Source organism: Pseudomonas zhanjiangensis (assembly GCF_041027545.1).
Taxonomy (GTDB): domain Bacteria; phylum Pseudomonadota; class Gammaproteobacteria; order Pseudomonadales; family Pseudomonadaceae; genus Aquipseudomonas; species Aquipseudomonas zhanjiangensis.
In genome coordinates this window covers 90,859-111,371 of the sequence record NZ_JBFTEG010000009.1, presented here as the reverse complement: position 1 = coordinate 111,371, position 20,513 = coordinate 90,859, and the positions used below count along the sequence as shown (strand labels likewise).

Annotated in this window: 19 protein-coding genes; 4 read left to right on the top strand and 15 right to left on the bottom strand. The window is 67.3% G+C overall.

What is annotated here, in order from left to right:
* Positions 1 to 427: 427 nt before the first annotated feature.
* From AB5S05_RS12740 to hslO, 4 genes are all read right to left on the bottom strand, one after another.
* Positions 428 to 910, bottom strand: a complete 483-nt coding sequence (locus AB5S05_RS12740) for a DUF3465 domain-containing protein (RefSeq protein ID WP_369287979.1) — start codon at positions 908 to 910, stop codon at positions 428 to 430.
* Between the two features lie 5 nt (positions 911 to 915).
* Positions 916 to 2,862 (bottom strand): RecQ family ATP-dependent DNA helicase, encoded by a 1,947-nt coding sequence (locus tag AB5S05_RS12735; protein ID WP_369287904.1) that lies wholly within the window; start codon positions 2,860 to 2,862, stop codon positions 916 to 918.
* Positions 2,863 to 3,024: 162 nt separating this feature from the next.
* Entirely contained in the window at positions 3,025 to 4,566 is a 1,542-nt protein-coding gene (locus tag AB5S05_RS12730; protein WP_369287903.1) for a phosphoenolpyruvate carboxykinase, read from the bottom strand.
* Between the two features lie 157 nt (positions 4,567 to 4,723).
* Entirely contained in the window at positions 4,724 to 5,617 is an 894-nt protein-coding gene (hslO, locus tag AB5S05_RS12725; RefSeq protein WP_369287902.1) for an Hsp33 family molecular chaperone HslO, read from the bottom strand.
* A gap of 218 nt (positions 5,618 to 5,835) precedes the next feature.
* On the opposite strand from hslO, the gene AB5S05_RS12720 reads away from it, so the two are divergent.
* Positions 5,836 to 6,642 carry a phosphatase PAP2 family protein gene (locus AB5S05_RS12720; protein WP_369287901.1) on the top strand — a complete coding sequence of 269 codons (807 nt, stop codon included), beginning with the start codon at positions 5,836 to 5,838 and terminating at the stop codon, positions 6,640 to 6,642.
* 24 nt (positions 6,643 to 6,666) lie between these two features.
* On the opposite strand, the gene ald is transcribed toward AB5S05_RS12720, so the two are convergent.
* The 4 genes from ald to AB5S05_RS12700 all read right to left on the bottom strand — a co-directional run bounded on the left by ald (position 6,667) and on the right by AB5S05_RS12700 (position 11,629).
* Positions 6,667 to 7,788, bottom strand: a complete 1,122-nt coding sequence (gene ald, locus AB5S05_RS12715) for an alanine dehydrogenase (protein ID WP_369287900.1) — start codon at positions 7,786 to 7,788, stop codon at positions 6,667 to 6,669.
* A 177-nt stretch (positions 7,789 to 7,965) separates the two neighbouring features.
* A complete protein-coding gene (locus AB5S05_RS12710) occupies positions 7,966 to 9,459 on the bottom strand; it encodes a pyridoxal-phosphate dependent enzyme (RefSeq protein WP_369287899.1) in 1,494 nt (497 codons plus the stop codon).
* Positions 9,460 to 9,491: 32 nt separating this feature from the next.
* The gene (locus AB5S05_RS12705; RefSeq protein WP_369287898.1) at positions 9,492 to 10,250 is read right to left on the bottom strand and encodes a slipin family protein; all 759 of its coding nucleotides are present in this window, start codon (positions 10,248 to 10,250) and stop codon (positions 9,492 to 9,494) included.
* A gap of 2 nt (positions 10,251 to 10,252) precedes the next feature.
* Positions 10,253 to 11,629 carry an NfeD family protein gene (locus AB5S05_RS12700; protein WP_438943578.1) on the bottom strand — a complete coding sequence of 459 codons (1,377 nt, stop codon included), beginning with the start codon at positions 11,627 to 11,629 and terminating at the stop codon, positions 10,253 to 10,255.
* Positions 11,630 to 11,886: 257 nt separating this feature from the next.
* Between AB5S05_RS12700 and yccS the strand changes: the two genes are divergently transcribed.
* On the top strand, positions 11,887 to 14,070 hold the full coding sequence (gene yccS, locus AB5S05_RS12695; protein ID WP_369287896.1) for a YccS family putative transporter: 2,184 nt from the start codon (positions 11,887 to 11,889) through the stop codon (positions 14,068 to 14,070).
* Between the two features lie 45 nt (positions 14,071 to 14,115).
* Here yccS and AB5S05_RS12690 read toward each other — a convergent pair whose 3' ends face one another.
* Both AB5S05_RS12690 and AB5S05_RS12685 read right to left on the bottom strand, forming a co-directional pair.
* Positions 14,116 to 14,973 carry an HDOD domain-containing protein gene (locus AB5S05_RS12690; protein ID WP_369287895.1) on the bottom strand — a complete coding sequence of 286 codons (858 nt, stop codon included), beginning with the start codon at positions 14,971 to 14,973 and terminating at the stop codon, positions 14,116 to 14,118.
* Between the two features lie 67 nt (positions 14,974 to 15,040).
* Positions 15,041 to 15,271: a hypothetical protein gene (locus AB5S05_RS12685; RefSeq protein WP_369287894.1), complete on the bottom strand. Its 231-nt coding sequence runs from the start codon at positions 15,269 to 15,271 to the stop codon at positions 15,041 to 15,043.
* 140 nt (positions 15,272 to 15,411) lie between these two features.
* On the opposite strand from AB5S05_RS12685, the gene AB5S05_RS12680 reads away from it, so the two are divergent.
* Positions 15,412 to 15,894 carry a GreA/GreB family elongation factor gene (locus AB5S05_RS12680; RefSeq protein ID WP_369287893.1) on the top strand — a complete coding sequence of 161 codons (483 nt, stop codon included), beginning with the start codon at positions 15,412 to 15,414 and terminating at the stop codon, positions 15,892 to 15,894.
* Between the two features lie 15 nt (positions 15,895 to 15,909).
* Here the strand turns inward: AB5S05_RS12680 and AB5S05_RS12675 are convergent, their stop codons facing one another.
* The gene (locus AB5S05_RS12675) at positions 15,910 to 16,668 is read right to left on the bottom strand and encodes a substrate-binding periplasmic protein (protein ID WP_369287892.1); all 759 of its coding nucleotides are present in this window, start codon (positions 16,666 to 16,668) and stop codon (positions 15,910 to 15,912) included.
* A gap of 176 nt (positions 16,669 to 16,844) precedes the next feature.
* Here AB5S05_RS12675 and AB5S05_RS12670 point away from each other — a divergent pair, with 176 nt between their 5' ends.
* Positions 16,845 to 17,078: a DUF2789 domain-containing protein gene (locus AB5S05_RS12670; RefSeq protein WP_369287891.1), complete on the top strand. Its 234-nt coding sequence runs from the start codon at positions 16,845 to 16,847 to the stop codon at positions 17,076 to 17,078.
* A gap of 18 nt (positions 17,079 to 17,096) precedes the next feature.
* Here AB5S05_RS12670 and AB5S05_RS12665 read toward each other — a convergent pair whose 3' ends face one another.
* The 4 genes from AB5S05_RS12665 to AB5S05_RS12650 form a co-directional block, all read right to left on the bottom strand.
* The gene (locus tag AB5S05_RS12665) at positions 17,097 to 17,603 is read right to left on the bottom strand and encodes a M48 family metallopeptidase (protein ID WP_369287890.1); all 507 of its coding nucleotides are present in this window, start codon (positions 17,601 to 17,603) and stop codon (positions 17,097 to 17,099) included.
* An 89-nt stretch (positions 17,604 to 17,692) separates the two neighbouring features.
* Positions 17,693 to 18,532: an ABC transporter ATP-binding protein gene (locus AB5S05_RS12660; protein ID WP_369287889.1), complete on the bottom strand. Its 840-nt coding sequence runs from the start codon at positions 18,530 to 18,532 to the stop codon at positions 17,693 to 17,695.
* Positions 18,520 to 19,323 (bottom strand): ABC transporter permease, encoded by an 804-nt coding sequence (locus AB5S05_RS12655; RefSeq protein WP_369287888.1) that lies wholly within the window; start codon positions 19,321 to 19,323, stop codon positions 18,520 to 18,522. Before AB5S05_RS12655 ends, AB5S05_RS12660 begins: the two co-directional genes overlap by 13 nt.
* 75 nt (positions 19,324 to 19,398) lie before the next feature.
* A complete protein-coding gene (locus tag AB5S05_RS12650) occupies positions 19,399 to 20,373 on the bottom strand; it encodes an ABC transporter substrate-binding protein (RefSeq protein ID WP_369287887.1) in 975 nt (324 codons plus the stop codon).
* Positions 20,374 to 20,513: the final 140 nt, after the last annotated feature.

The following is a 20,513-nucleotide window of genomic DNA, read 5'->3' as shown; positions in this document are numbered from 1 at the left end:
GGTGGTCGGACTAAAAACTTCTGGCCACCCTAGAGCCCTTGGCGCGAACGCTGTTGTCTGTAGTCGACATACTTGTACCTGGATGCGCAGACGGGCCTGACCTGAGCGCTGCTGCGGACACGCGCCGCCAGTTGCATACAGCCGCACCGCTGGCGCCCCTGGCGGATGCCGTTATACAAGGCGAATCTAGCAGCGGAACATTTATCGCCACTCGCTCTAAGCAAATCTCAGGCGCCGCGCTATCTTGAGAGCTAGGTGAGCAACAGGGAGGGATTGAGCCGATGACGATCCGCAGTACCATTTTTCACCTACTCAGCGCCCGCGTGCCCCTGCAGCTAGGCCTGGCCGCCGAAGAGCAGAATGCACGTGTAACCTTGGAGTCGATGTGTCGGGCCGTGGTTGCCGGCCGAAAAATCTAGCGAGCTAATTAGGCGCGCAAGCGCATCGCCGTAGCACGCGTCAGGGCAAATGGCACGCCGCGTACAGCGCCGAACAACGCCGAGGACGGCCTTGGGCTATCCGTGAACTGTTCGCACTGCTCCGCACTGCATCCCTGCGCCGCACCCTGGCAGTCGCCCAGGCGGCACGCACTATCGCTTGAACAGTCACCGAGTGAACGTCGACCAACGCCGAGACGAGTGCGGGCCCTTACCGCATCGTCTCGGCCCTTCCCCACACATTGCATGATTAGGCGTAGCCCTACCGCCTCCTGGTAGACGCGGCCGCGGTGTTTCAGCCAACCGTCCGGGTGACGCCCGGCGGGATCTCCATGGGTCCAGTGGATCACGCCGCCCAGAGCATTCCACTCGTACTCGCCATGGAACTTCACGCGATCGCCCACTTGCAGATGCGCGCTGCGCACTGCCAGATCGATATGGTGCGCCACCAGCAGCCGCTGCCCGCTGGCCATGGACATCAGTCGGGCCGGCCCAGGGCGAAGGCGTCCTCGACCCAAGTACGCACCTCGGCATAGGGGTAGCAGTCCAGCGCGGCGAAGCCGCTGATAGCGCGCGCCTTCAGCCGGGTGAACAAGGGCGCACTGACCCCACAGAGAAAGCGGGTCAGGCATTCGCTGCCCGGTGGGGCGCCCTTCAGCGCCTGATGGCGCAGGATGAAATCCCGGCACAGCTCGTGCGGGTCCAGTTCGACCAAGGCGCGCAGAGGCGGTGGCGGCGGCAGCTGGGCGACCCGCCCCTGGCACACCGAGCAATGGCCGCACTGCTGCGGCGCCTGGTGATCGCCGAAATAGGCGGCCAGCCGCTGGCTCAGGCACCGAGGACTTTCGAACAGCGCGAGCATGGCGTCGATGCGGGCGATCTCGCTGCGCTCCTGCTGCTTGAAGTAGTCATACAGTTCCTCAGTCAGCGTCCGGGCATCGAAGTCCGGCTCGAGCACCCCATAGACCTCGGTCATCTGCTTGCTTTCCAGTGCGATCCAGCCTTTCTCCTGGAAATAATCCAGCGCCTTGACCACCCGCCCGCGCTCGGCCCGATGCTGTGAATAGAGTGCGTCGAAGTCCACCGTGCACCAGGTCCGCGCGCGCTGCGAGGTGCCGACCAGGGCCTCGACGAACTGGCGCCGCTCGCCCTCGAAGCGGGCCAGCAGCGCCTCGGGCTCGAGCAGGTACTTGAAGCGGTATTCGGCGAAGTAGGCATAACGCGGGGCGATGATGCCCCGCAGCTCCAGCTGCACCAGCAGGGTCTTGAGTGGCAGCTGGCGAATATTGCTCTGCTCGGACAGCGCCGTCAGCAACAGCTCCCACTGACCGTCCTGGCTGGCCCCGCGCAGTTCCTCCAGCACCTGGCGAATGCCTTCGTGCTCGGGCGTGTCGCCGTAAACGAAGTTTTCCAGCACGTTGAGGCTGTCGCGATTGGCCAGCACCAGGCAGTCGGAGGGCCGACCATCGCGCCCGGCCCGCCCGATCTCCTGGCTGTAGTTCTCGATCGACTTGGGCAGGTCATAGTGCACCACATTGCGGATGTCGCTCTTGTCGATGCCCATGCCGAAGGCGATGGTGGCGACGATGCAGTTGAACTGCCCCGCCATGAACCCGCGCTGGATCGCCTCGCGCGCCTCATGGGCCATGCCGGCATGATAGGCGCTGGCCGGAAAGCCGCTGCGCGCCAGGAGTTCGGCCACCTGCTCGGCGGTTTTCTGCTGGGTGACGTAGACAATGCTCGGCTGGCCGGCCCGGGTCGCCAGCCACTCCGCCAGGCGGCGCGGCTTGTCAGGTCCGGCAACCGGCTCGACCAGCAGGTTGAGGTTGGCCCGATAGAAACCGGTGGTGACCACATCCTCACTGGCGATGGCGAACTTGCGCTGCATGTCCGCAATCACCGGTGGGGTGGCGGTGGCGGTGAGCAGCAGCACCTGGCCGATGGCGAACTGGCGCTGGTAGTCGGGCAGCTTGAGGTAGTCAGGACGGAAGTTGTGGCCCCACTCGGAGATGCAGTGGGCCTCGTCGATCACCAGCAGGGAGATCGGCACCTGGCCGATGAAGTGGCGAAATCGTTCGTTCTTCAGGCGTTCCACCGAGATCATCAGGATCTTCAGCTCGCCGGAGCGGGCGCGCTCCATAACCGCGCTGGCCTGCTCGCGGCTCTGCGCCGAATCGATGCTCGCCGCGCTGATGCCGAGCCGGTGGAGAAAGGCCAGCTGGTCCTGCATCAGCGCCAGCAGCGGCGACACCACCAGCGTCAGGTGCGGCAGGTGCAGCGCCGGCAGTTGGTAGCACAGCGACTTGCCGGAGCCGGTGGGGAAGATCGCGGCCGCCGAGCGGCCGGCCAGGATGGCCCTGACGACGGCCTCCTGGCCGGGGCGCAGCTGCTGGAAACCGAAGACGCGCGCGAGGGTGTCGTGCACAGGCTGTCACTCCGATGAGCGCCGGATGGCCTGTGACCATAGCGCGGCGATGAGGCCGATTCCAGCGCGGGCCGCAGGCGCCGCAGCGGGGTCTGTGCAAGGCGTGCCGAGCAAAACGACAAAGCCGCCCGAAGGCGGCTCTGGCGCAGGACAGGCGGCGGTTTAGAGCTGCGGGCCAGCGTTCTTGATGGCGTCGGAAACGTCGAATTTCTCGAAGTTATCGATAAACAGCTTGGCCAGCGCCTTGGCGGCTTCATCGTAGGCGTTCTGGTCTGCCCAGGTGTTGCGCGGGTTGAGCAGGTTGGTTTCGACGCCCGGTACCGACTTCGGCACGCTCAGGTTGATGATCGGCAGCTGCTCGGTCTCGGTGCCGATCAGCGCGCCACTCTGGATGGCGGCGATCACACCACGGGTGGTCGGGATGTTGAAACGCTTGCCGACGCCATAGCCGCCACCGGTCCAGCCGGTGTTGACCAGGTAGACCTTGGAGCCGAAGCCGCGGATACGCTTGATCAACAGTTCGGCGTACTCGCCGGCCGGGCGCGGGAAGAAGGGTGCGCCGAAGCAGGTGGAGAAGGTCGACTTGATGCCGGCGCCGCTGCCCATTTCGGTGGAACCCACCAGTGCGGTGTAACCGGACAGGAAGTGGTACGCGGCCTGTTCCTCGTTGAGGATCGACACCGGCGGCAGCACGCCGGTCAGGTCGCAGGTCAGGAAGATCACCGCGTTCGGCTCGCCGCCGAGGTTCTTCTCGCTGCGCTTCTCGACATGGCTCAGCGGGTAGGCGGCGCGGCTGTTCTGGGTCAGGCTGTCATCGGCGTAGTCCGGCACGCGGTTTTCGTCGAGCACCACGTTTTCCAGCACGGCGCCGAACTGGATGGCTTTCCAGATCACCGGCTCGTTCTTCTCGGACAGGTCGATGCACTTGGCGTAGCAACCGCCTTCGATGTTGAACACCACGCCTTCGCCCCAACCATGCTCGTCGTCACCGATCAGGTAGCGGCTTTCGTCGGCCGACAGTGTGGTCTTGCCGGTGCCGGACAGACCGAAGAACAGGGTCACATCGCCATCTTCACCGATGTTGGCGGCGCAGTGCATCGGCAGTACGTCTTTTTCCGGCAGCAGGAAGTTCTGCACCGAGAACATGGCCTTCTTCATCTCACCGGCGTAACGCATGCCGGCGATCAGCACCTTCTTGGCGGCGAAGTTGATGATCACGCAGCCGTCGGAGTGGGTGCCGTCACGCTCGGGCACGCATTCGAAATTGGCCACGTTGAGTACTTGCCACTGTTCCTTGGTGACCGGGTTGTAGTGCTCCGGCTCGATGAACAGGCAGCGGCCGAACAGGTTCTGCCAGGCGGTGGCGGTGGTCATCTTGACCGGCAGGTAGTGAGCCTCGTCGGCGCCGACATGGACGTGGGAGACGAAGCTGTCCTGGGCATCGGAGAAGGCCTGCACGCGGTCCCACAGGGCGTCGAACTTGTCGGCCGGGAACGGACGGTTGATCGCGCCCCAGGCGATATGCGCCTCGGTGCTCGGCTCCTGCACAATGAAGCGGTCGGCCGGCGAGCGGCCGGTACGGTGGCCAGTGCGCACGACCAGCGAGCCGTTGGCGGCCAGTTCGCCTTCGCCGCGACGAATGGCCTCTTCGACCAGTTGTGCGGTACTGATGTCGGTGTACACGGCGTTGTTGGCTTGCGTCATGTGGGGTCCCCGTCGGCCGGCGGCCGAGTCTTCCAAACGTTTTGTAGTAAAGGATTGACACTACTACAGCGATAAAAAAGTCGCGGGAGTATGCCAGAAAGCACCTCCCTTGGCAGCACCCGATCCGCGAAGCGGGTCGGTAGCCGCCCGATTCACCTCAATGGCGCGTGTGCGAGGGCGTCTCGCTGCCGCCACCGGCAAACAGCTGGCCCACGTCGGCGGCATCGAAGGCGTAGCGCTGATTGCAGAACTGACAGTCGATCACCACCTGGCCGGCATGCTCCTGGAGCAATAGCTCGGCATCGGCCTGACCCAGACTGATCAGCGCATTGGCCGAGCGCTCGCGCGAGCAACTGCAGCGGAACTCCAGGGCACGCGGCTCGAACAGACGCAAAGGGTCTTCGTGATAGAGGCGATGGAGCAGGGTCTCGTTATCCAGGCTCAGCAGTTCCTCGGTCGTCAGGGTGCCCGCCAAGGTTGCCACATGCTGCCAGCTCGCTTCGCGATCCTGCGGGTCTTTCAGACGATCGGCGGGCAATTGCTGCAACAGCAGGCCACGGGCACGCTGGCCATCGGCGCACAGCCAGAAGCGCGTGGGCAACTGCTCGGAGGTAGCGAAATAACTGGACAGGCATTCGGCCAGAGTCGCCCCGTCGAGGCTGACGATGCCCTGGTAGCGCTGGCCCTTGTCCGGGTCGATGGTCATGGCCAGCACGCCCTCGGGCATCAGCTCGGGCAGACCGGCACCGGCATCGATTCGCTCGGCCTCGTAGCGGGCGATGCCGCGCAATTCGCCACGGCTGGAGCACTCGACCATCACCAGCGGCACCGCGCCGGCAGAGCGGGCCTGCAGGACCAGCAGGCCATCGAACTTCAGCGTATCGACCAGCAGCGCCGCGGCGGCCAGTAACTCGCCGAGTAACTGAGCGACCGGCTGCGGGTAGGGGTGCTTGGCCAGCACGTGCCGGTAGCTCTCCTCCAGGCGAACCAGCTCACCGCGAATGTCGGAGTCGTCGAACAGGAAGCGTTGGGAAAAATCAGACATGCGCAATTCGCTGAAATGGGGTCGAGCCGGCAATTTTAGGCGTAAACGTCAAGCCAACCAAGCGCCTCTTATCCTGCGACAGGCGTTGGCCGGGCCAAGGACTCATGTTCTGGTTCACGTTTGTCCGCTCGGGCCCATGCCGGGCTTTGCAATGGAGGACATGACTTCCTATTATGCGCGCCGCAACGGAATGCGACATTTTCATTACGGGAGTCCTCATCATCATGTCCACTGTCACGTCCACTCATATGCTCAATCGCCAATGGCGCCTGCGCCCCCTGCTGGCCTGCCACATCGCCGCCCTGCTGCTGCTCGCCAGTTGGCTGTGGCAGCCAAGCCGCCAGCTCTGGGATCGCTTCGACCTGGCGCTGTTCAACCTGCTCAACCAGCCCGTCCACGACGGCGGCCTCTGGGCCCACGCCTGGGCGATCGGCAGCATGCGCCCGGTTGATATGGCCGTCGGCCTGGTGATGCTGGCGGTGATGCTCAAGGCCGATCTGATCTTCGACGCCAGCCAGGTGCGCCGGGCGCTGTTCGCTTTCCTCGGCGCCCTGCTGGTGCTGCTGCTGATCCGCGTAGGTTTCGCCGAACTGGTCAAGCTGATGGACTGGCAACGGCCGAGCGCCTCGTTGGTGGTGGAGGGCAGCGCCCGCCTCACCGAGCTGTTTCCCGGCTGGGAAGAGCGCTGGGACATGAAGGACAGCGCCAGCCGCAGCTTCCCCGGCGACCACGCCTCGGTCCTGCTGCTCTGGGCAGCGTTCCTCAGTTTCGCCGCCCGCGGCTGGCGCCTGCTGCTGATCTGGAGCCTGGCGCTGCTGTTCATGCTGCCGCGCCTGGTCGCCGGCGCCCACTGGGCCTCCGATGCCCTGGTCGGTGGCGTACTGCTGAGCCTGCTGGGCCTGGCCTGGGGCTGCTTCACGCCCTTCGCGGCCAGGCTCAGCGATGCCCTGGAGCGCCTCTGCGCCCCGCTGCTGCAGCGCCTGGCGCGCCTGCCGCTACTGGGCCGTACCAGCCTGATCAGCGGGCGCTGAACGACCGGGCCGGCACTGTCGGCGCTAGAGTTGCTCCAGCAGGCTGCCCGGCGACCGATAGGGCAGGCCATGGGCCTCGGCCACGCTGGCGCAGGTGATCACGCCCTTGGCCACGTTGAGCCCGTTGCACAGGTGCGGGTCTTCCTCCAGCGCACGACGGGTGCCCTTGCTGGCGAGGGCGATGACGAACGGCAGGGTCGCGTTGTTCAGCGCCAGGGTCGAGGTGCGGGCCACGGCGCCCGGCATGTTGGCCACGCAGTAGTGCACCACCTCGTCGACCACATAGGTCGGATCGGCATGGGTGGTGGCCTTGGAGGTCTCCGCGCAGCCGCCCTGATCGATGGCCACGTCCACCAGCACCGAACCAGGCTGCATCTGCCTGACCATCTCGGCGGTGATCAGCTTGGGCGCGGCGGCCCCGGGTATCAGCACCCCGCCGATCACCAGATCCGCCGCCAGCACCTGCTCGCGCACCGCGGCGCGGGTCGAATAGAGGGTGGTGATGCGGCTGGCGTACTGGTTGTCCAGACGGCGCAGGGCATCGACGCTCTTGTCCAGTACGGTGACATCCGCGCCCAGCCCCACCGCCATGGCCAGGGCGTGGCTGCCGACCACGCCGCCGCCGAGGATCACCACCTTGCCCGGCGCCACCCCCGGTACCCCGCCGAGCAGCACGCCGCGACCGCCCCTGGCTTTCTCCAGGCAGCTGGCCCCGGCCTGGATCGACATGCGCCCGGCCACCTCGGACATCGGCGCCAACAGCGGCAGGCGGCCATGGCCATCGGTGACCGTCTCGTAGGCGATGCAGGTGGCGCCACTGGCGATCAACTCGTCGGTCTGCGGCCGGTCCGGCGCCAGGTGCAGGTAGGTGAACAGGGTGTGCTCCGGGCTCAGGCGCGCGCGCTCGGCGCTCAGGGGTTCCTTGACCTTGACGATCAACTGCCCTTCGGCGAACACCTGGGCGGCGTCCTTGGCGATCTGTGCGCCGGCTGCCAGATAATCGGCATCGCTGAAGCCGATGGCGGTGCCGGCGTGGGTCTCGACCCAGACCTCATGGCCCAGGACGGTCAGCTCGGCTACCGATTGCGGGGTCAGGCCGACCCGGTACTCGTGGTTCTTGATCTCTTTGGGGACGCCGATTCGCATGATTCTCTCCTCATCTGCCAGCCGCGGGTGGCGCTGCACTACCTAGAAGTCTAGAAGAGCCGCGACGCCAGCCTCCCTGTAAATCAGCCGTAGCTCAGGTGATATACCGGACAAATAGACACCTGACAGGAGAAACTCTGGCAACCATGCTCCTGCCCGACAGCTTGTCCAGCGCGCTCAAGCGCGTGGATGCAGCCAGCCCGGTGCCAGCGTGGCCGGATCCACCCGGGGCCGGTCTGCCAGGGTCATGCCGTGGGCGCGCAGCAGGGTCTCGAAACGGCCATCGGCATAGGCGGCGAACAGCTCACTGCAACCACCGATCGACTCACCGCCGATGAAGATCTGTGGAATGGTGCGCTGCCCGGTCATATGCCGCAGCGCCGCGCGCAGGCGCCCGCCAAGGTCGTCCTGCTGGTACTCGACCGAATCCAGATCGATGGAGCGGTAGGCCAGGCCGAGGGCATTGAACAGCTTGCGCGCCGACCAGCAGAACTCGCACCACTCCAGGGCGAACATCACCAACGGTTGCTGGCGGTCGCCGAGCAGCTGCGTCAGCAGCGCTTCGGCCTCGGCGTCCACGGCCTCCTCGGCGGCCAGGGGCTCCGCGGCGGCGGGGGCCGGCACAACATCGAAGCGGTAATTGGGCGTCGAGCGGGCCAGCGCCTGCTCCTGCTCGGTCATGTCCACGGCGATATCCTCGAACAGCGGGGTGGACAGGTAGCGCTCGCCGGTATCCGGCAGCATGCACAGGATGCGGCTGCCAGGCTCGGCCTCGGCGGCCAGGGCCATGGCGCCGGCGAAGGTGGCGCCGCTCGAGGGCCCGCAGAAGATGCCTTCCTGGCGCGCCAGCTCACGGGCGAAATACAGCGCCTGATTGCCGTTGACCGGCATGATCCGGTCGACCAGGCCGAGACGGAGTGCATCTTCGGTGAGTTTGGGAATGAAGTCCGGGGTCCAGCCCTGCATCAGGTGCGGCCGAAACGCCGGATGGCTGTCCAGCGGCCGGCCCTCGGCGTCGCGCTGCTGCTCGATGCCACTGCCCAGCAGCGGCGAGTTGTCCGGCTCGCAGACCAGGATGCGGGTCGCCGGGCTGCACTGGCGCAGGACCCGCGCGGTGCCCTTGAGGGTGCCGCCGGTGCCATAGCCGGTGACGAAGTAGTCGAGCGGATTCTCGGCGAAGGCCTCGAGGATCTCCAGGGCGGTGGTGCGGGTATGGGCGTCGGCATTGGCCTCGTTCTCGAACTGGCGGACCAGGAACCAGCCGTGCGCCGCGGCCAGTTCCTCGGCCTTGCCGACCATGCCGCTGCCCTTCTGCGCCGCCGGGGTGAGCACCACCTGGGCGCCGAGAAAGCGCAGGATCTTGCGCCGTTCGATGCTGAAGTTCTCGGCCATGGTCACCACCAGCGGATAGCCCTTGGCCGCGCAGACCATGGCCAGGCCGATGCCGGTGTTGCCACTGGTGGCCTCGATCACCGTCTGCCCCGGGCGCAGGGCGCCGCTGGCTTCGGCGGCCTCGATCACGCTCAGCGCCATGCGGTCCTTGACCGAGCCCATGGGATTGAAGGCCTCGACCTTGACGTACAACTCGATGCCCGGCGGTGCCAGGCGGTTGATGCGGATCACCGGCGTGCGCCCGATGGTCTCGAGGATGCTGGCGTGACGGCGGTTCATGGGCGTCTCCCGGCCGGGCGCAGGTGGGCGGCCTAGCCTTTGTTCCTGGGCTCCATCAGGCCGCGCATCAGGTCGATCGGCAGCGGAAAGACGATGGTCGAGTTCTTGTCCCCGGCGATATTGCTCAGGGTCTGCATGTAGCGCAGCTGCATGGCGCCCTGCTGACGGCCGAGCATCTCGGCGGCCTGCATGAGTTTCTCCGAGGCCTGCAGCTCACCCTCGGCATGGATCACCTTGGCCCGTCGCTCGCGTTCGGCCTCGGCCTGCTTGGCGATGGCGCGGATCATCGACTCGTCGAGATCGACGTGCTTGATTTCGACATTGGCCACCTTGATCCCCCAGGCATCGGTCTGGGCATCGAGCACCTGCTGGATATCGGCGTTGAGCCGTTCGCGCTCGGCGAGCATCTCGTCCAGTTCATGCTTGCCGAGCACCGCGCGCAGGGTGGTCTGGGCCAGCTGGCTGGTGGCGCCGTGGTAGTCCTCGACCTGAATGATCGCCTTTTCCGGGTCGAGTACGCGGAAGTACACCACCGCATTGACCTTCACCGACACGTTGTCGCGGGAGATCACGTCCTGGGTCGGCACGTCGAGGACGATGGTCCGCAGGTCGACCCGAACCATCTGCTGGATCACCGGAATGATGATCACCAGGCCCGGGCCCTTGACCTTCCAGAAACGTCCGAGCTGGAACACCACGCCGCGCTCGTACTCGCGCAGGATGCGGATCGCCGAGGCCAGCAGCAGGATCACCAGCATCGCCAGGGTGATGAAACTCAATTGAAAGCCCATCGTCAGTCTCCTTGTGGCGGTGTCCCGTCGACCGCGACCACGTCAAGTAGCAAGCCCTTGCGCGCCACCACCTGCACCTGCTGGCCAGGTTTCAGTGGCGCCTGGCTGAGCACCTGCCAGTTCTCTCCCTGCAGCAGCACCCAGCCGCTGTTCGGCTTGCTCGGCTGCACCGCGTTGACCTGCGCGATGCTGCCGATCAGCTCGCTGTCGCCGCCAACCAGCGTTCGCCGCCTGGCGCGCAGGGCCATGCTGAGGATGGCGAAGATCACCAGGCCGCTGGTCAGGGCCAGGGTGACGATCAGCGGCAGGGGTATGCCGAAGCCGGGCACCTCGGTATCGATCAGGATCACCGCGCCGAAAGTGAACGCCACCACCCCGCCGATACCGAGCACGCCGAAGCTCGGCACGAAAGCCTCGGCGGCGATAAAGGCGATGCCGAGCAGGATCAGCGCCACCCCGGCGTAGTTCACCGGCAACAGCTGCAAGGCATACAGCGCCAGGATCAGGCAGATGCCACCGAGCACGCCACCGACCCCGGTGCCGGGGTTGGAGAACTCGAGGAACAGGCCGTAGACCCCGATCATCATCAGCAGCAGGGCCACGCTGGGGTTGGTGATCACCGCCAGCAGCTTGGCCCGCCAGTCCGGCTCGCGACTGATCAGCAGCGCGCCCTCGGTATGCAGGGTGACTTCGACGCCGGCGGCGCTGAAGGTTTTGCCGTCGAGCTGCCTGAGCAGATCGGCCATATCGGCGGCCAGGTAGTCGACCACCTTGAGTTCCAGTGCCTCCGCGGCGGACAGGCTGACCGCTTCGCGCACCGCCCGCTCGGCCCACTCGACGTTGCGCCCGCGCAGCTGCGCCAGGCCGCGGATATAGGCCGAGGCGTCGTTGATCTGTTTGCGGCTCAGGGTATCGCCCGGCGCGGGGGCGGCGTCGTCGCCGGCCGGCTCCTTGGCCGACTGCCCCGGCTCGGCCTTGTCGTCCTTGCCAGCCTTCGCCGGTTTGTCCGGGCTCGGCGAGGGCGAGCCGGGCATGCCGCCGATCTGTACCGGGGTGGCGGCGCCGAGGTTGGTGCCCGGGGCCATCGCCGCGATATGGCTGGCATAAAGGATATAGGTCCCGGCACTGGCGGCCCGCGCGCCGCTCGGCGCGACATAGCTGGCGACCGGAATGGGGCTGGCGAGGATCGCCTTGATGATGTCGCGCATCGAGGTGTCCAGGCCGCCGGGGGTGTCGATGCTCAGCACCACCAGCTGGGCGCCGTCCTCCACCGCCCTGGCCAGCCCGCGCACCACGTAATCGGCGCTGGCCGGGCCGATCGGCCCGTCGATGCGCAACTCCACCACGCTGGCAGGCGCCGCCAGCAGGCCCAGCGGCATCAGCAACAGGGTCAGGGCGAGGAGCCACGAACGAAGCGGCGCAACCTTCACGATGCACTCCACGACAGCCGCCGTGGGTGAGACTCGAGCGGCAATGCGGCTGCCTGCCTAAGAGAATAGTCCATCGCCCCGGCGGGCAAGTCGGCCCTGGCGACGGTGCGGCTGGAGCCATCGACTCCAAGTGGGAGAAGGCTACGAGGCGGACGAATATTCCGTTAGTCTGCTAGCTAACTTTCTCCGCGAAGATCGCCCCCCCTATGGCCAGCCTCCGCCTCAGCCATTCCCTGCGCCGCCTGTGGGCGCTGGACAAGTTCAGCTACAGCCTGCGGGTGTTCATCGCCCTCGCCGGCAGCCTGGCGCTGTGCTGGGCCCAGGGCTGGATGCAGGCGCTGATCCCGCTGGTCCTCGGGGTCATTGCCAGCGCCCTGGCCGAGACCGACGACAGCTGGCAGGGCCGCCTGGCCGCCCTGCTGGTGACCCTCGCCTGCTTCAGCGCGGCCGCCTACACGGTGGAGCTGCTGTTCCCCTACCCCTGGCTGTTCGTCGCGGCCCTGGCCCTGTCCAGCTTCGCCCTGACCATGCTCGGCGCCCTGGGCGAGCGCTATGCGACCCTCGGCTCGGCCACCCTGATCCTGGCGATCTACAGCATGATCGGCGTCGAGCAACGCGGCGGCAGCAACGGCCTCGGCCTGCAACCACTGCTGCTGGTGGCCGGCGCCGCCTGGTACGGATCGCTGTCGGTGATCTGGAACGCCCTGTTCGCCCACCAGCCGGTGCAGCACAGCCTGGCCCGGCTGTTCCGCGAACTGGGCCACTACCTCAAGCTCAAGGCCGCGCTGTTCGAGCCACTGCGCCAGCTGGACGTGGAACAGCGGCGCCTGGCCCTGGCCCAGCAGAACGGTCGGGTGGTGGCGGCGCTGAACGCCGCCAAGGAAGTTATCCTGCACCGGGTCGGCAACGAGCGGCCGAGCGCCAAGGTCAGCCATTACCTGAAGCTGTATTTCCTCGCCCAGGACCTGCACGAACGCGCCAGCTCCTCGCACTACCCCTACAACGAACTGGCCGAGGCCTTCTTCCACAGCGACGTACTGTTCCGCTGCCAGCGCCTGCTGCGCCTGCATGGCGAGGCCTGCCAGCGCCTGGCCCAGGCCATCGAGCTGCGCCAGCCGTTCGAATACCGCGAGCTCTGCAGCCAGGCCCTCGACGACCTGCACGCCTCCCTCGCCCACCTGCGCCTGCAGAGCAACCCGGCCTGGCGCCACCTACTGCGCTCGCTCGGCGCCCTGGCCGGCAACCTGGCCAGCCTCGACCGGCTGCTCAGCGATGCCAGCAACCCGGATGCCCTGGCCGAGGAGCAGGACAGCAGCTTGCTGGACCGCGAACCGCATTCGCTCAAGGAGGTGGCCGAACGCCTGCGCCTGCAGCTGACGCCGACCTCGCTGCTGTTCCGCCATGCCCTGCGCCTGCCCATCGCCCTGGCCGCCGGCTACGGCGTGCTGCACTGGATCCATCCGGCCCAGGGCTACTGGATTCTGCTGACCACGGTGTTCGTCTGCCAGCCGAACTACGGCGCCACCCGCCTCAAGCTGGTGCAGCGGATCGCCGGCACCGTGCTCGGCCTGGTCCTGGGCTGGGCCCTGTTCGACCTGTTTCCCAGCCCGCTGGTGCAGGCCTTCATCGCCGTGGCCGCCGGGGTCGCCTTCTTCGCCACCCGCAGCAGCCGCTACACCCTGGCCACCGCGGCCATCACCCTGCTGGTGCTGTTCTGCTTCAACCAGGTCGGCGACGGCTACGGCCTGATCGTGCCGCGCCTGATCGATACCCTGATCGGCAGCCTGATCGCCGGGCTGGCGGTGTTCCTGATCCTGCCGGACTGGCAGGGTCGCCGGCTCAACCGCATGCTGGCCAACACCCTCAGCTGCAACAGCACCTACCTGCGCCAGATCATCCAGCAGTACGCCAGCGGCAAGCGCGACGACCTGGCCTACCGCCTGGCCCGGCGCAACGCCCACAACGCCGACGCGGCGCTGTCCACCACGCTGGGCAACATGCTCATGGAACCGGGGCATTTCCGTAAGGAAGCGGACATCGGCTTCCGCTTCCTGGTGCTCTCGCACACCCTGCTCAGCTACCTCTCCGGCCTCGGCGCGCACCGCGACGAAAGCCTGCCGGCCGAGGCGCAGAGCCGCCTGCTGGAGCGGGCCGGCCTGCTGGCCGACAGCCTCGACGGCATCGCCAGCAGCCTGGCCGAGGATCGTCCGGTGGCGATCCACAGCGACGCCGAGGAACAGTTCGCCAGCGAACTGGAGCAGATGCCCGAGGACCTCGACGATCGCCAACGTCTGGTCCAGACCCAACTGGCCCTGATCTGCCGCCAGCTCGGCCCGCTGCGCACCCTGGCCGCGCACCTGCGCAAGGGCGACGAAACATCCGAGCGCTGAGGGACCGCGCGGAGGAGCAGGCCGGGCCGAGCGCCGTCCACGCCGCTAGCGCAACACCGCGGCCAGCGCGTGAATCTCCTCCCAGTTGTGCGCCACCAGGGCCAGGGCGCCGTCGCCGGCCAGCTCGTCCCGCGGCGGGTAGAGCTTGGCATAGGCCGCCAGCTCGGCGAGTGGCGGCAGGCCGTCGGTCTCGCCGGCCTCCAGAAGGACGTGGTAGTGGCCCAGGTTGACCAGATCGATCAGCTCGAGCCGGGCCGCCCCGGGCGCACTCCAGTCGCCCAGGGCGCGGACGATGTGCACATACTCCTCGTCCACCGCCCACTTGTTCAGCAGCATCGCGCCGAGCGAGTGGCCATAGCGCTGGCACAGCGCCTGGTAATGTGCCGGCGACGGCGCCAGGCTGGAATCCTTGAACGCCGAGAGCAGCGCCAGGGCACCGACGTCGCTGAGCAGGCTGGCCAGCACCGCCTGCTCGGGCGGCACAGCGCCCAGGGTCCGGGCGAGAAACCCGCACAGGCTGGCCTTCAGGGTCAGGCGCTGCCAGGCGGCCAGGAACAGTTGCTTGTGACTGGGGCTCTGCAGGGTGAACAGGCTCTTGATGCTGTGCATCATCACCACCCGGTCGACCTGCTGCATGCCCAGCACGCGCAACACGTCCTGCAGGGTCCTGGGCATCACCCGGGTGCGCTGCAACGGACTGGCGGCATATTTGACCAGCAGCGCGCTGAGCGCCGGGTCCTTGCCGATCAAACCGTGCAGGCGCGCCATGCTGACCTCGGGGGTGGCCAGCGCCCGACGAATCTCCAGGGTCAGCATCGGCAGGCTGGGCAGCTGCTCCTGGTCGTTCAGCAACTGGCTGACTACCTGACGGTAGACCGAGTAATCCGACTGTAATTCGTCCATGCAGCGCCCTCCCGCTTCAAGCGCCAGTGTAGCCAAGGAGGGCAAGGCTGCAGCGTCTGCATCAGCCTCAGGCGGTGGCGGCCTTGGCGGCCTGGGCACGGCGGCGGATGCCCAGATCGATGCGCAGGCAGATCGCCGCCAGCAGCATGAAGCCGGCCCCCAGGTTGCCGCGGCTGACCTCGAGGCCCAGCAGCGCGCTCAGCCAGTCGGCGATGGGGCCGGGGAAACTGGCCAGCAGGGCGCCCAGCGGCACCAGCAAGAACAGGAAGAGCAAACCGATCGAACGCAGAAAATCCATGCCACCACCCTCGGGGGTAAAAAGCTTCGCGCCCAGCATGCCCGCTTCGCCGCGCCCGGCCCACTAGACTTTGGTGCACGGCGGCAGGCCCTTGACCGATAATCCGCCCTCTTTCAACCGCCAGCCCTGCGAGTCGCCGCGTGAACAAGACCCAGCTCCAGCACCTGATCCTCGAACGCCTGCAGGCCGACCTGGCCCAGGCCCGCCAGGCCGCGCAGAGCGCCCATGAGGCGGCGACCCATGAAGAGAACATCGCCGAGAACAAGTACGACACCCTGGGCCTGGAAGCGTCCTACCTGGCCGCCGGCCAATCGCGCCGGGTCGAAGAGATCCGCCAGGCCCTGAGCGCCTGGCAATCCCTGCAGCTGCGGGCGTTCGACGCCGAGCAGGGCATCCAGCTCGGCGCCCTGGTCTGGCTGGCCGACGCCCGGGGCAACGAGCAATGCCTGCTGCTCGGCCCCGACGGCGCCGGGGCCAAGGTGGTGCTGGATGGACAGCAGGTACAGGTGATCAGCCCACGCGCACCGCTGGGCCAACGCCTGCTCGGCTGCGGCCCGGGTGACGACATCGAGATTCGGGTCGGCGACAGGCTGCAGCGCTTCGAGGTCCTGCAGGCCGAATGAGCGCCGTCGCCCGGCTCAGGGAATGACCACCTGCCAGCGATCGGCCAGCTGCGCCAGCCGGCCCTGCTCGATCAGCCGCTCGAATGACCGGTCGAAGTCCATGCGCAGGGCGCGGTGGCCATCCTGGCGGGGAAAGGCGAAGTAGCCGTCCTGCTGGTCGATCAACGGCGCGAGCTGGCTGAAGCTGTCGCTGATGCCCAGCGCCAGCAGCACCGGGCGGGTATTGCGCTGATTGCTCGCCAGCAGGTCCAGGCGCCCCTGACCGAGCATGCGCAGCCCGTTCTCGACCCCTTCGACCGTGATCAGCTCAAGCTGCTCGCGCGCCCGCTCGAAACCCTCGCCATAGAACCAGCCACGCACCACGCCGATCCGCCGCCCGGCCAGCGGCCGATAGTCGCCGTCCCAGTCCAGCTGGCGAGCGCTGCTGCGATAGAAGACGATGCGATCGCGGTAGAAGGGGCGGTCCGAGAAGGCGAATTGCGCTTCGCGCGTGGCATTCTTGTAAGGACCGATAAGGATATCGGCCTGCCCCAGTTCGACCATGTGCTGCGCGCGGGCCCAAGGATAGAGCGCGAAACTCAGGCGGTAACCGAGCGGCTCGAGGGCCTCGCGCAGCAGGCTGGTGGCCAGGCCGGCGTACTGCCCGTCGTCCTGGCGCTCGAATACCCCGGGGAAGCGGGTGCCGACCGCCAGCAGCTCACGCGCCTGGAGCGGCCCGGCCAGCAGCAGGCAAAACCAGGCCAGGGCAATGCGGCGGCCATAGCCTGGACTCATAGCTTGCACACCTCGACCGGTCCTTGGGTTTGCCGCGCAGCCTATCAGCTGACGGCCGCCGGCCGCCAGCATGGCGCCTGGCTGGCCCGTCGGGCCAACCGGACACAGCCGCCGTGGCCGGCGCCAACTGCGCTAGGCTCAAGGAGATGACCCATCCCGCCTCTGGAGGAGCACCAATGGAAAGCCCCGTTCATGAACTGCCGGCACTGTTCAAGCAGCTCGGCCTGGACGCCGACCCGGCCAGCATCGACCGCTTCATCGCCACCCACGCGCCCCTGGCAGAGGACTGCAAGCTCGCCGATGCGCCCTTCTGGAGTCCGGCCCAGGCCGCCTTCCTGCGCGAGGAAATTCTCGAGGACGCCGACTGGGCGGAAGTGGTCGACCAGCTCAACGTGATGTTGCGTGGCTGAACCGCGCCGGACTGCCGCTCACGTCGGCGCGCGGCCCTGCAGGTCGCGCCAGGTCAGGTAGACGCGCAGGTCGAACTCCAGCTGCTGATAGTCCGGCAGCATGTATTCGCACAACTTGTAGAAGGCCTTGTTGTGCTCGCTCTCCTTCAGGTGCGCCAGCTCGTGCACCACGATCATCTGCAGGAACTGCGGCGCCGCCTCCTTGAACAGCGCGGCCACGCGGATCTCCTTCTTGGCCTTGAGCTTGCCGCCCTGCACCCGCGAGATCGCGGTGTGCAGGCCGAGGGCGCGATGGGTCAGGTCGAGGCGGTTGTCGAACAGCACCTTGTCGATGGCCGGCGCGTTCTTCAGGTGCTCCTGCTTGAGCGCCATGGTGTAGGCGTACAGCGCCTTGTCGCTCTGCACGCTGTGGCGGCCGCCGTAGCGCTGGGCCAGGTAGTCGCCCAGGCGTTCGCCGGCGATCAGCTGGCGCACCTGGTCCTGCAGCTGGGCCGGGTAGCCCTGGAGGTATTTCAACGGGGTCATGAGCATTCACACGGAGCCTGAGCCGCGCAGTATGCCGCAGCGCCGCGCGGCCTTCACCCGCCAGCGACCGCCGGCGGGTGCGCCCGACGCTAGCTGACGGCCTGCTCGTCGCCCTCGTGCAGCAGGCCGAATATCTCCCGTTTCATCTCGATGAACGGCCGCTCCATGACCAGGTCGAGGCTGCGCGGGCGCGCCAGCGGCACCTCCAGCACCCGCTTGATCCGCCCCGGCCGGGCGCCCATCACGTACACGCTGTCGCCGAGCAGGATCGCCTCGTCGATGTCGTGGGTGACGAACAGCACGGTCTTCTTGCTGTTGCCCCACACCCGCAGCAGCAGCTGCTGCATCTGCAGGCGGGTCTGGCTGTCCAGGGCGCCGAAGGGCTCGTCCATCAGCAGGATCTGCGGGTCGTTGGCCAGCGCCCGGGCGATCGCCACGCGCTGCATCATGCCGCCGGACAACTGCTTGGGATAGTTGTCGGCGAAGGCGCCGAGGCCGACCTCGTTGAGGTAGTAGTCGACCGTCTCCCGGCACTGCGCCGCCGACTGGCCGCGCCGCCTGAGACCGAAGGCGATGTTCTGCCGCACCGTCAGCCAGGGGAACAGGGTGTAGCTCTGGAACACCATGCCGCGGTCGGCGCCCGGCCCCTCGACCTGGCGACCGCCGACATGGATCTGCCCGGCGCTCGGCTCGGCCAGGCCGGCGGTGAGGTAGAGCAGGCTCGACTTGCCGCAGCCGGAGGGCCCGACCAGCACGGCGAACTGCTGGTCCGGCACCGCCAGCGAGACCTGGTCGAGGGCGGTGAAGGTGGCGCCGCCGGGGGTCTGGTAGTGCAGGCTGACCGCCTCGACGCGCAGCTGCGGCGGCGCCGTGCCCGAAGCTGCCAGGGAAACCGCTTGATCCTTATGTACCGCTGCTACTGCGCCCATGAGGCCACCTTGAGTCGAAGAAGTCGGAACAGTTGATCGGTCATCAGGCCGAGCAGGCCGATGATGGCGATCGCGAGGAAGATCACGTCGACCTGGAAGCCGCGCATGGCCTTCAGGCTGATGTAGCCCAGGCCGCTGGAGGCGGCGACCAGCTCGGCCACCACCAGGTAGGTCCAGGCCCAGCCCATGGTGACCCGCAGGGTGTCCAGCACGCCGGGCAGCGAGGCCGGGCCGAGCACGTGCAGAACCACGTCGCGGCGGTTGCAGCCGAGGGTGTAGGAGGCGTTGATCAGGTCCTTGGATACGCCCTTGGACACGTCGGCGATCATCACCAGCTGCTGGAAGAACACGCCGAAGATGATCACCGTCACCCGCTGCTCCAGGCCGATGCCGATCCACAGGATGAACAGCGGCACGAACGAGGTCACCGGCAGGTAGCGGATGAAGTTGACCAGCGGCTCGATCAGCGCCTGGACGATGCGGAAGCTGCCCATCAGCAGCCCCAGCGGCACCGCCACCAGCGACGACACGGCGAAGCCGATCAGCACCACCTCGACGCTGGCCCAGACGTGCTGGCCGAGGGTGCCGTCGCCGGCCAGGCGGCCGGCCGCCTGCAGCACCGCGCCCGGGGTGGGCAGGAACATGGCCGGCACCACGCCGCCATAGGACAGTCCGGCCCAGAGGCCGATCACCAGCAGCCAGCACAGGCTGCTGGCGCCGAAGACGAGCTGGGCCGGCAGCTCGACCTTGGGGGTCAGGCAGCGGTTCAGCCAGGATTTACCGGTGGACATGGCCACCTCCTCTCGCGAAATCAGGAAAATGTATGGCGGACAGCGGGAGCGACCTCGGCCGCTCCCGACGGGGCGCTAGGGCGTGACGAAGCGACTGTCGACCAGCTGCTCGTAGCTGACCTCGTAGCGTTTGCCCTGCAGGGCGCTCCAGGTCTCGTTGGCCAGGCGGATCAGGCCCTTGGCCTTGCCCCCGCTGCCGAGCAGTTCCTCGCTCATGGCCTGGTCGTAGAAGCGCACGCCCTTGGCCGCCTCGGCCAGTTCGGCCGGATCGCTGAGGTAGCCGCCGACGCCCTTGGCCATGATCGCGTAGGCCTCCTGCGGGTGTTCCCGGGTGTACTGCACCGCCTTGTACAGCCCGCTGACCAGCGCCTTGACGTCCTCCGGCTGGCGCTCGATGACGTCGCAGTTGAGCGCCACCACGTCGACGATCACCCCCGGGGTCTGGGTGCTGTCGACCAGTACCTTGCCCTGGCCCTTCTGCCGCACCAGCGACAGGTGCGGCTCCCAGGTCACCGCCGCCGGCACCCGGCCGGCGATGAAGGCGGTGGCCGCGTCGTCGGCGGTCATGTTCTGGATGTTCAGGTCGCTCATCTGCATGCCCTGGCGCTTGAGCAGGTAGGACAGCCAGAACTGCGAGACCGAGCCCTCGTTGACCGCCACCGGCTGGCCCTTGAGCTCCTTCAGGCTGGTGACCTGGTCGCCCACCAGCACGCCGTCGCCGCCGAAGCTGTCGTCCAGCGCGGCCACCGCCTTGAAGCAGAACTGCGGGCGGTACTTGAGGATTTCATCGATGGTCGAGGCCGAGCCGGAGATCTTCCCCGAGGCCTGGGCGGCCATGTACATCGAGGCCTCCTCGATGGTGGTCAGCTGCAGGTCGAGGCCCTGCTCCTTGAAGTAGCCGAGGTCGCGGGCCAGGTACAGGGTGCCGTAGCCGACCCAGGTGGTATGGCCGATGGTCAGGGTGCCGGCCTGGGCGCCGCTGGCGAGGCCCAGGGCCAGCGCGCTGGCGGCCAGGGACAAGGAGAAACGGGTGTGCAAGGACTGGTGCATGAAAGATTCCCTCCGCCTTTCGGCTGTAGTTGTTGGTTTGCGGGGCAGTACGGGCCAGGGGCCGTCAATCTTTCCAGCGCGCGGACCTCTGGCGGGCCGCTGCGGCGAAGCGTGACTATCCTCCGGCGCCTGCGCAGGCG

Excerpts from the sequence above, each read along its gene's own strand:
- AB5S05_RS12670 (WP_369287891.1), top strand. The coding sequence starts at position 16,845 with ATGGAAAGCCCCGTTCATGAACTGCCGGCACTGTTCAAGCAGCTCGGC.
- AB5S05_RS12655 (WP_369287888.1), bottom strand. The coding sequence starts at position 19,323 with ATGTCCACCGGTAAATCCTGGCTGAACCGCTGCCTGACCCCCAAGGTC.
- AB5S05_RS12700 (WP_438943578.1), bottom strand. The coding sequence starts at position 11,629 with ATGCCGCTGGGCCTGCTGGCGGCGCCTGCCAGCGTGGTGGAGTTGCGC.
- AB5S05_RS12665 (WP_369287890.1), bottom strand. The coding sequence starts at position 17,603 with ATGACCCCGTTGAAATACCTCCAGGGCTACCCGGCCCAGCTGCAGGAC.
- yccS (WP_369287896.1), top strand. The coding sequence starts at position 11,887 with ATGGCCAGCCTCCGCCTCAGCCATTCCCTGCGCCGCCTGTGGGCGCTG.
- AB5S05_RS12740 (WP_369287979.1), bottom strand. The coding sequence starts at position 910 with ATGGCCAGCGGGCAGCGGCTGCTGGTGGCGCACCATATCGATCTGGCA.
- ald (WP_369287900.1), bottom strand. The coding sequence starts at position 7,788 with ATGCGAATCGGCGTCCCCAAAGAGATCAAGAACCACGAGTACCGGGTC.
- AB5S05_RS12685 (WP_369287894.1), bottom strand. The coding sequence starts at position 15,271 with ATGGATTTTCTGCGTTCGATCGGTTTGCTCTTCCTGTTCTTGCTGGTG.
- AB5S05_RS12705 (WP_369287898.1), bottom strand. The coding sequence starts at position 10,250 with ATGGGCTTTCAATTGAGTTTCATCACCCTGGCGATGCTGGTGATCCTG.
- AB5S05_RS12690 (WP_369287895.1), bottom strand. The coding sequence starts at position 14,973 with ATGGACGAATTACAGTCGGATTACTCGGTCTACCGTCAGGTAGTCAGC.
- AB5S05_RS12720 (WP_369287901.1), top strand. The coding sequence starts at position 5,836 with ATGTCCACTGTCACGTCCACTCATATGCTCAATCGCCAATGGCGCCTG.
- AB5S05_RS12650 (WP_369287887.1), bottom strand. The coding sequence starts at position 20,373 with ATGCACCAGTCCTTGCACACCCGTTTCTCCTTGTCCCTGGCCGCCAGC.
- AB5S05_RS12710 (WP_369287899.1), bottom strand. The coding sequence starts at position 9,459 with ATGAACCGCCGTCACGCCAGCATCCTCGAGACCATCGGGCGCACGCCG.
- AB5S05_RS12675 (WP_369287892.1), bottom strand. The coding sequence starts at position 16,668 with ATGAGTCCAGGCTATGGCCGCCGCATTGCCCTGGCCTGGTTTTGCCTG.
- AB5S05_RS12730 (WP_369287903.1), bottom strand. The coding sequence starts at position 4,566 with ATGACGCAAGCCAACAACGCCGTGTACACCGACATCAGTACCGCACAA.
- AB5S05_RS12660 (WP_369287889.1), bottom strand. The coding sequence starts at position 18,532 with ATGGGCGCAGTAGCAGCGGTACATAAGGATCAAGCGGTTTCCCTGGCA.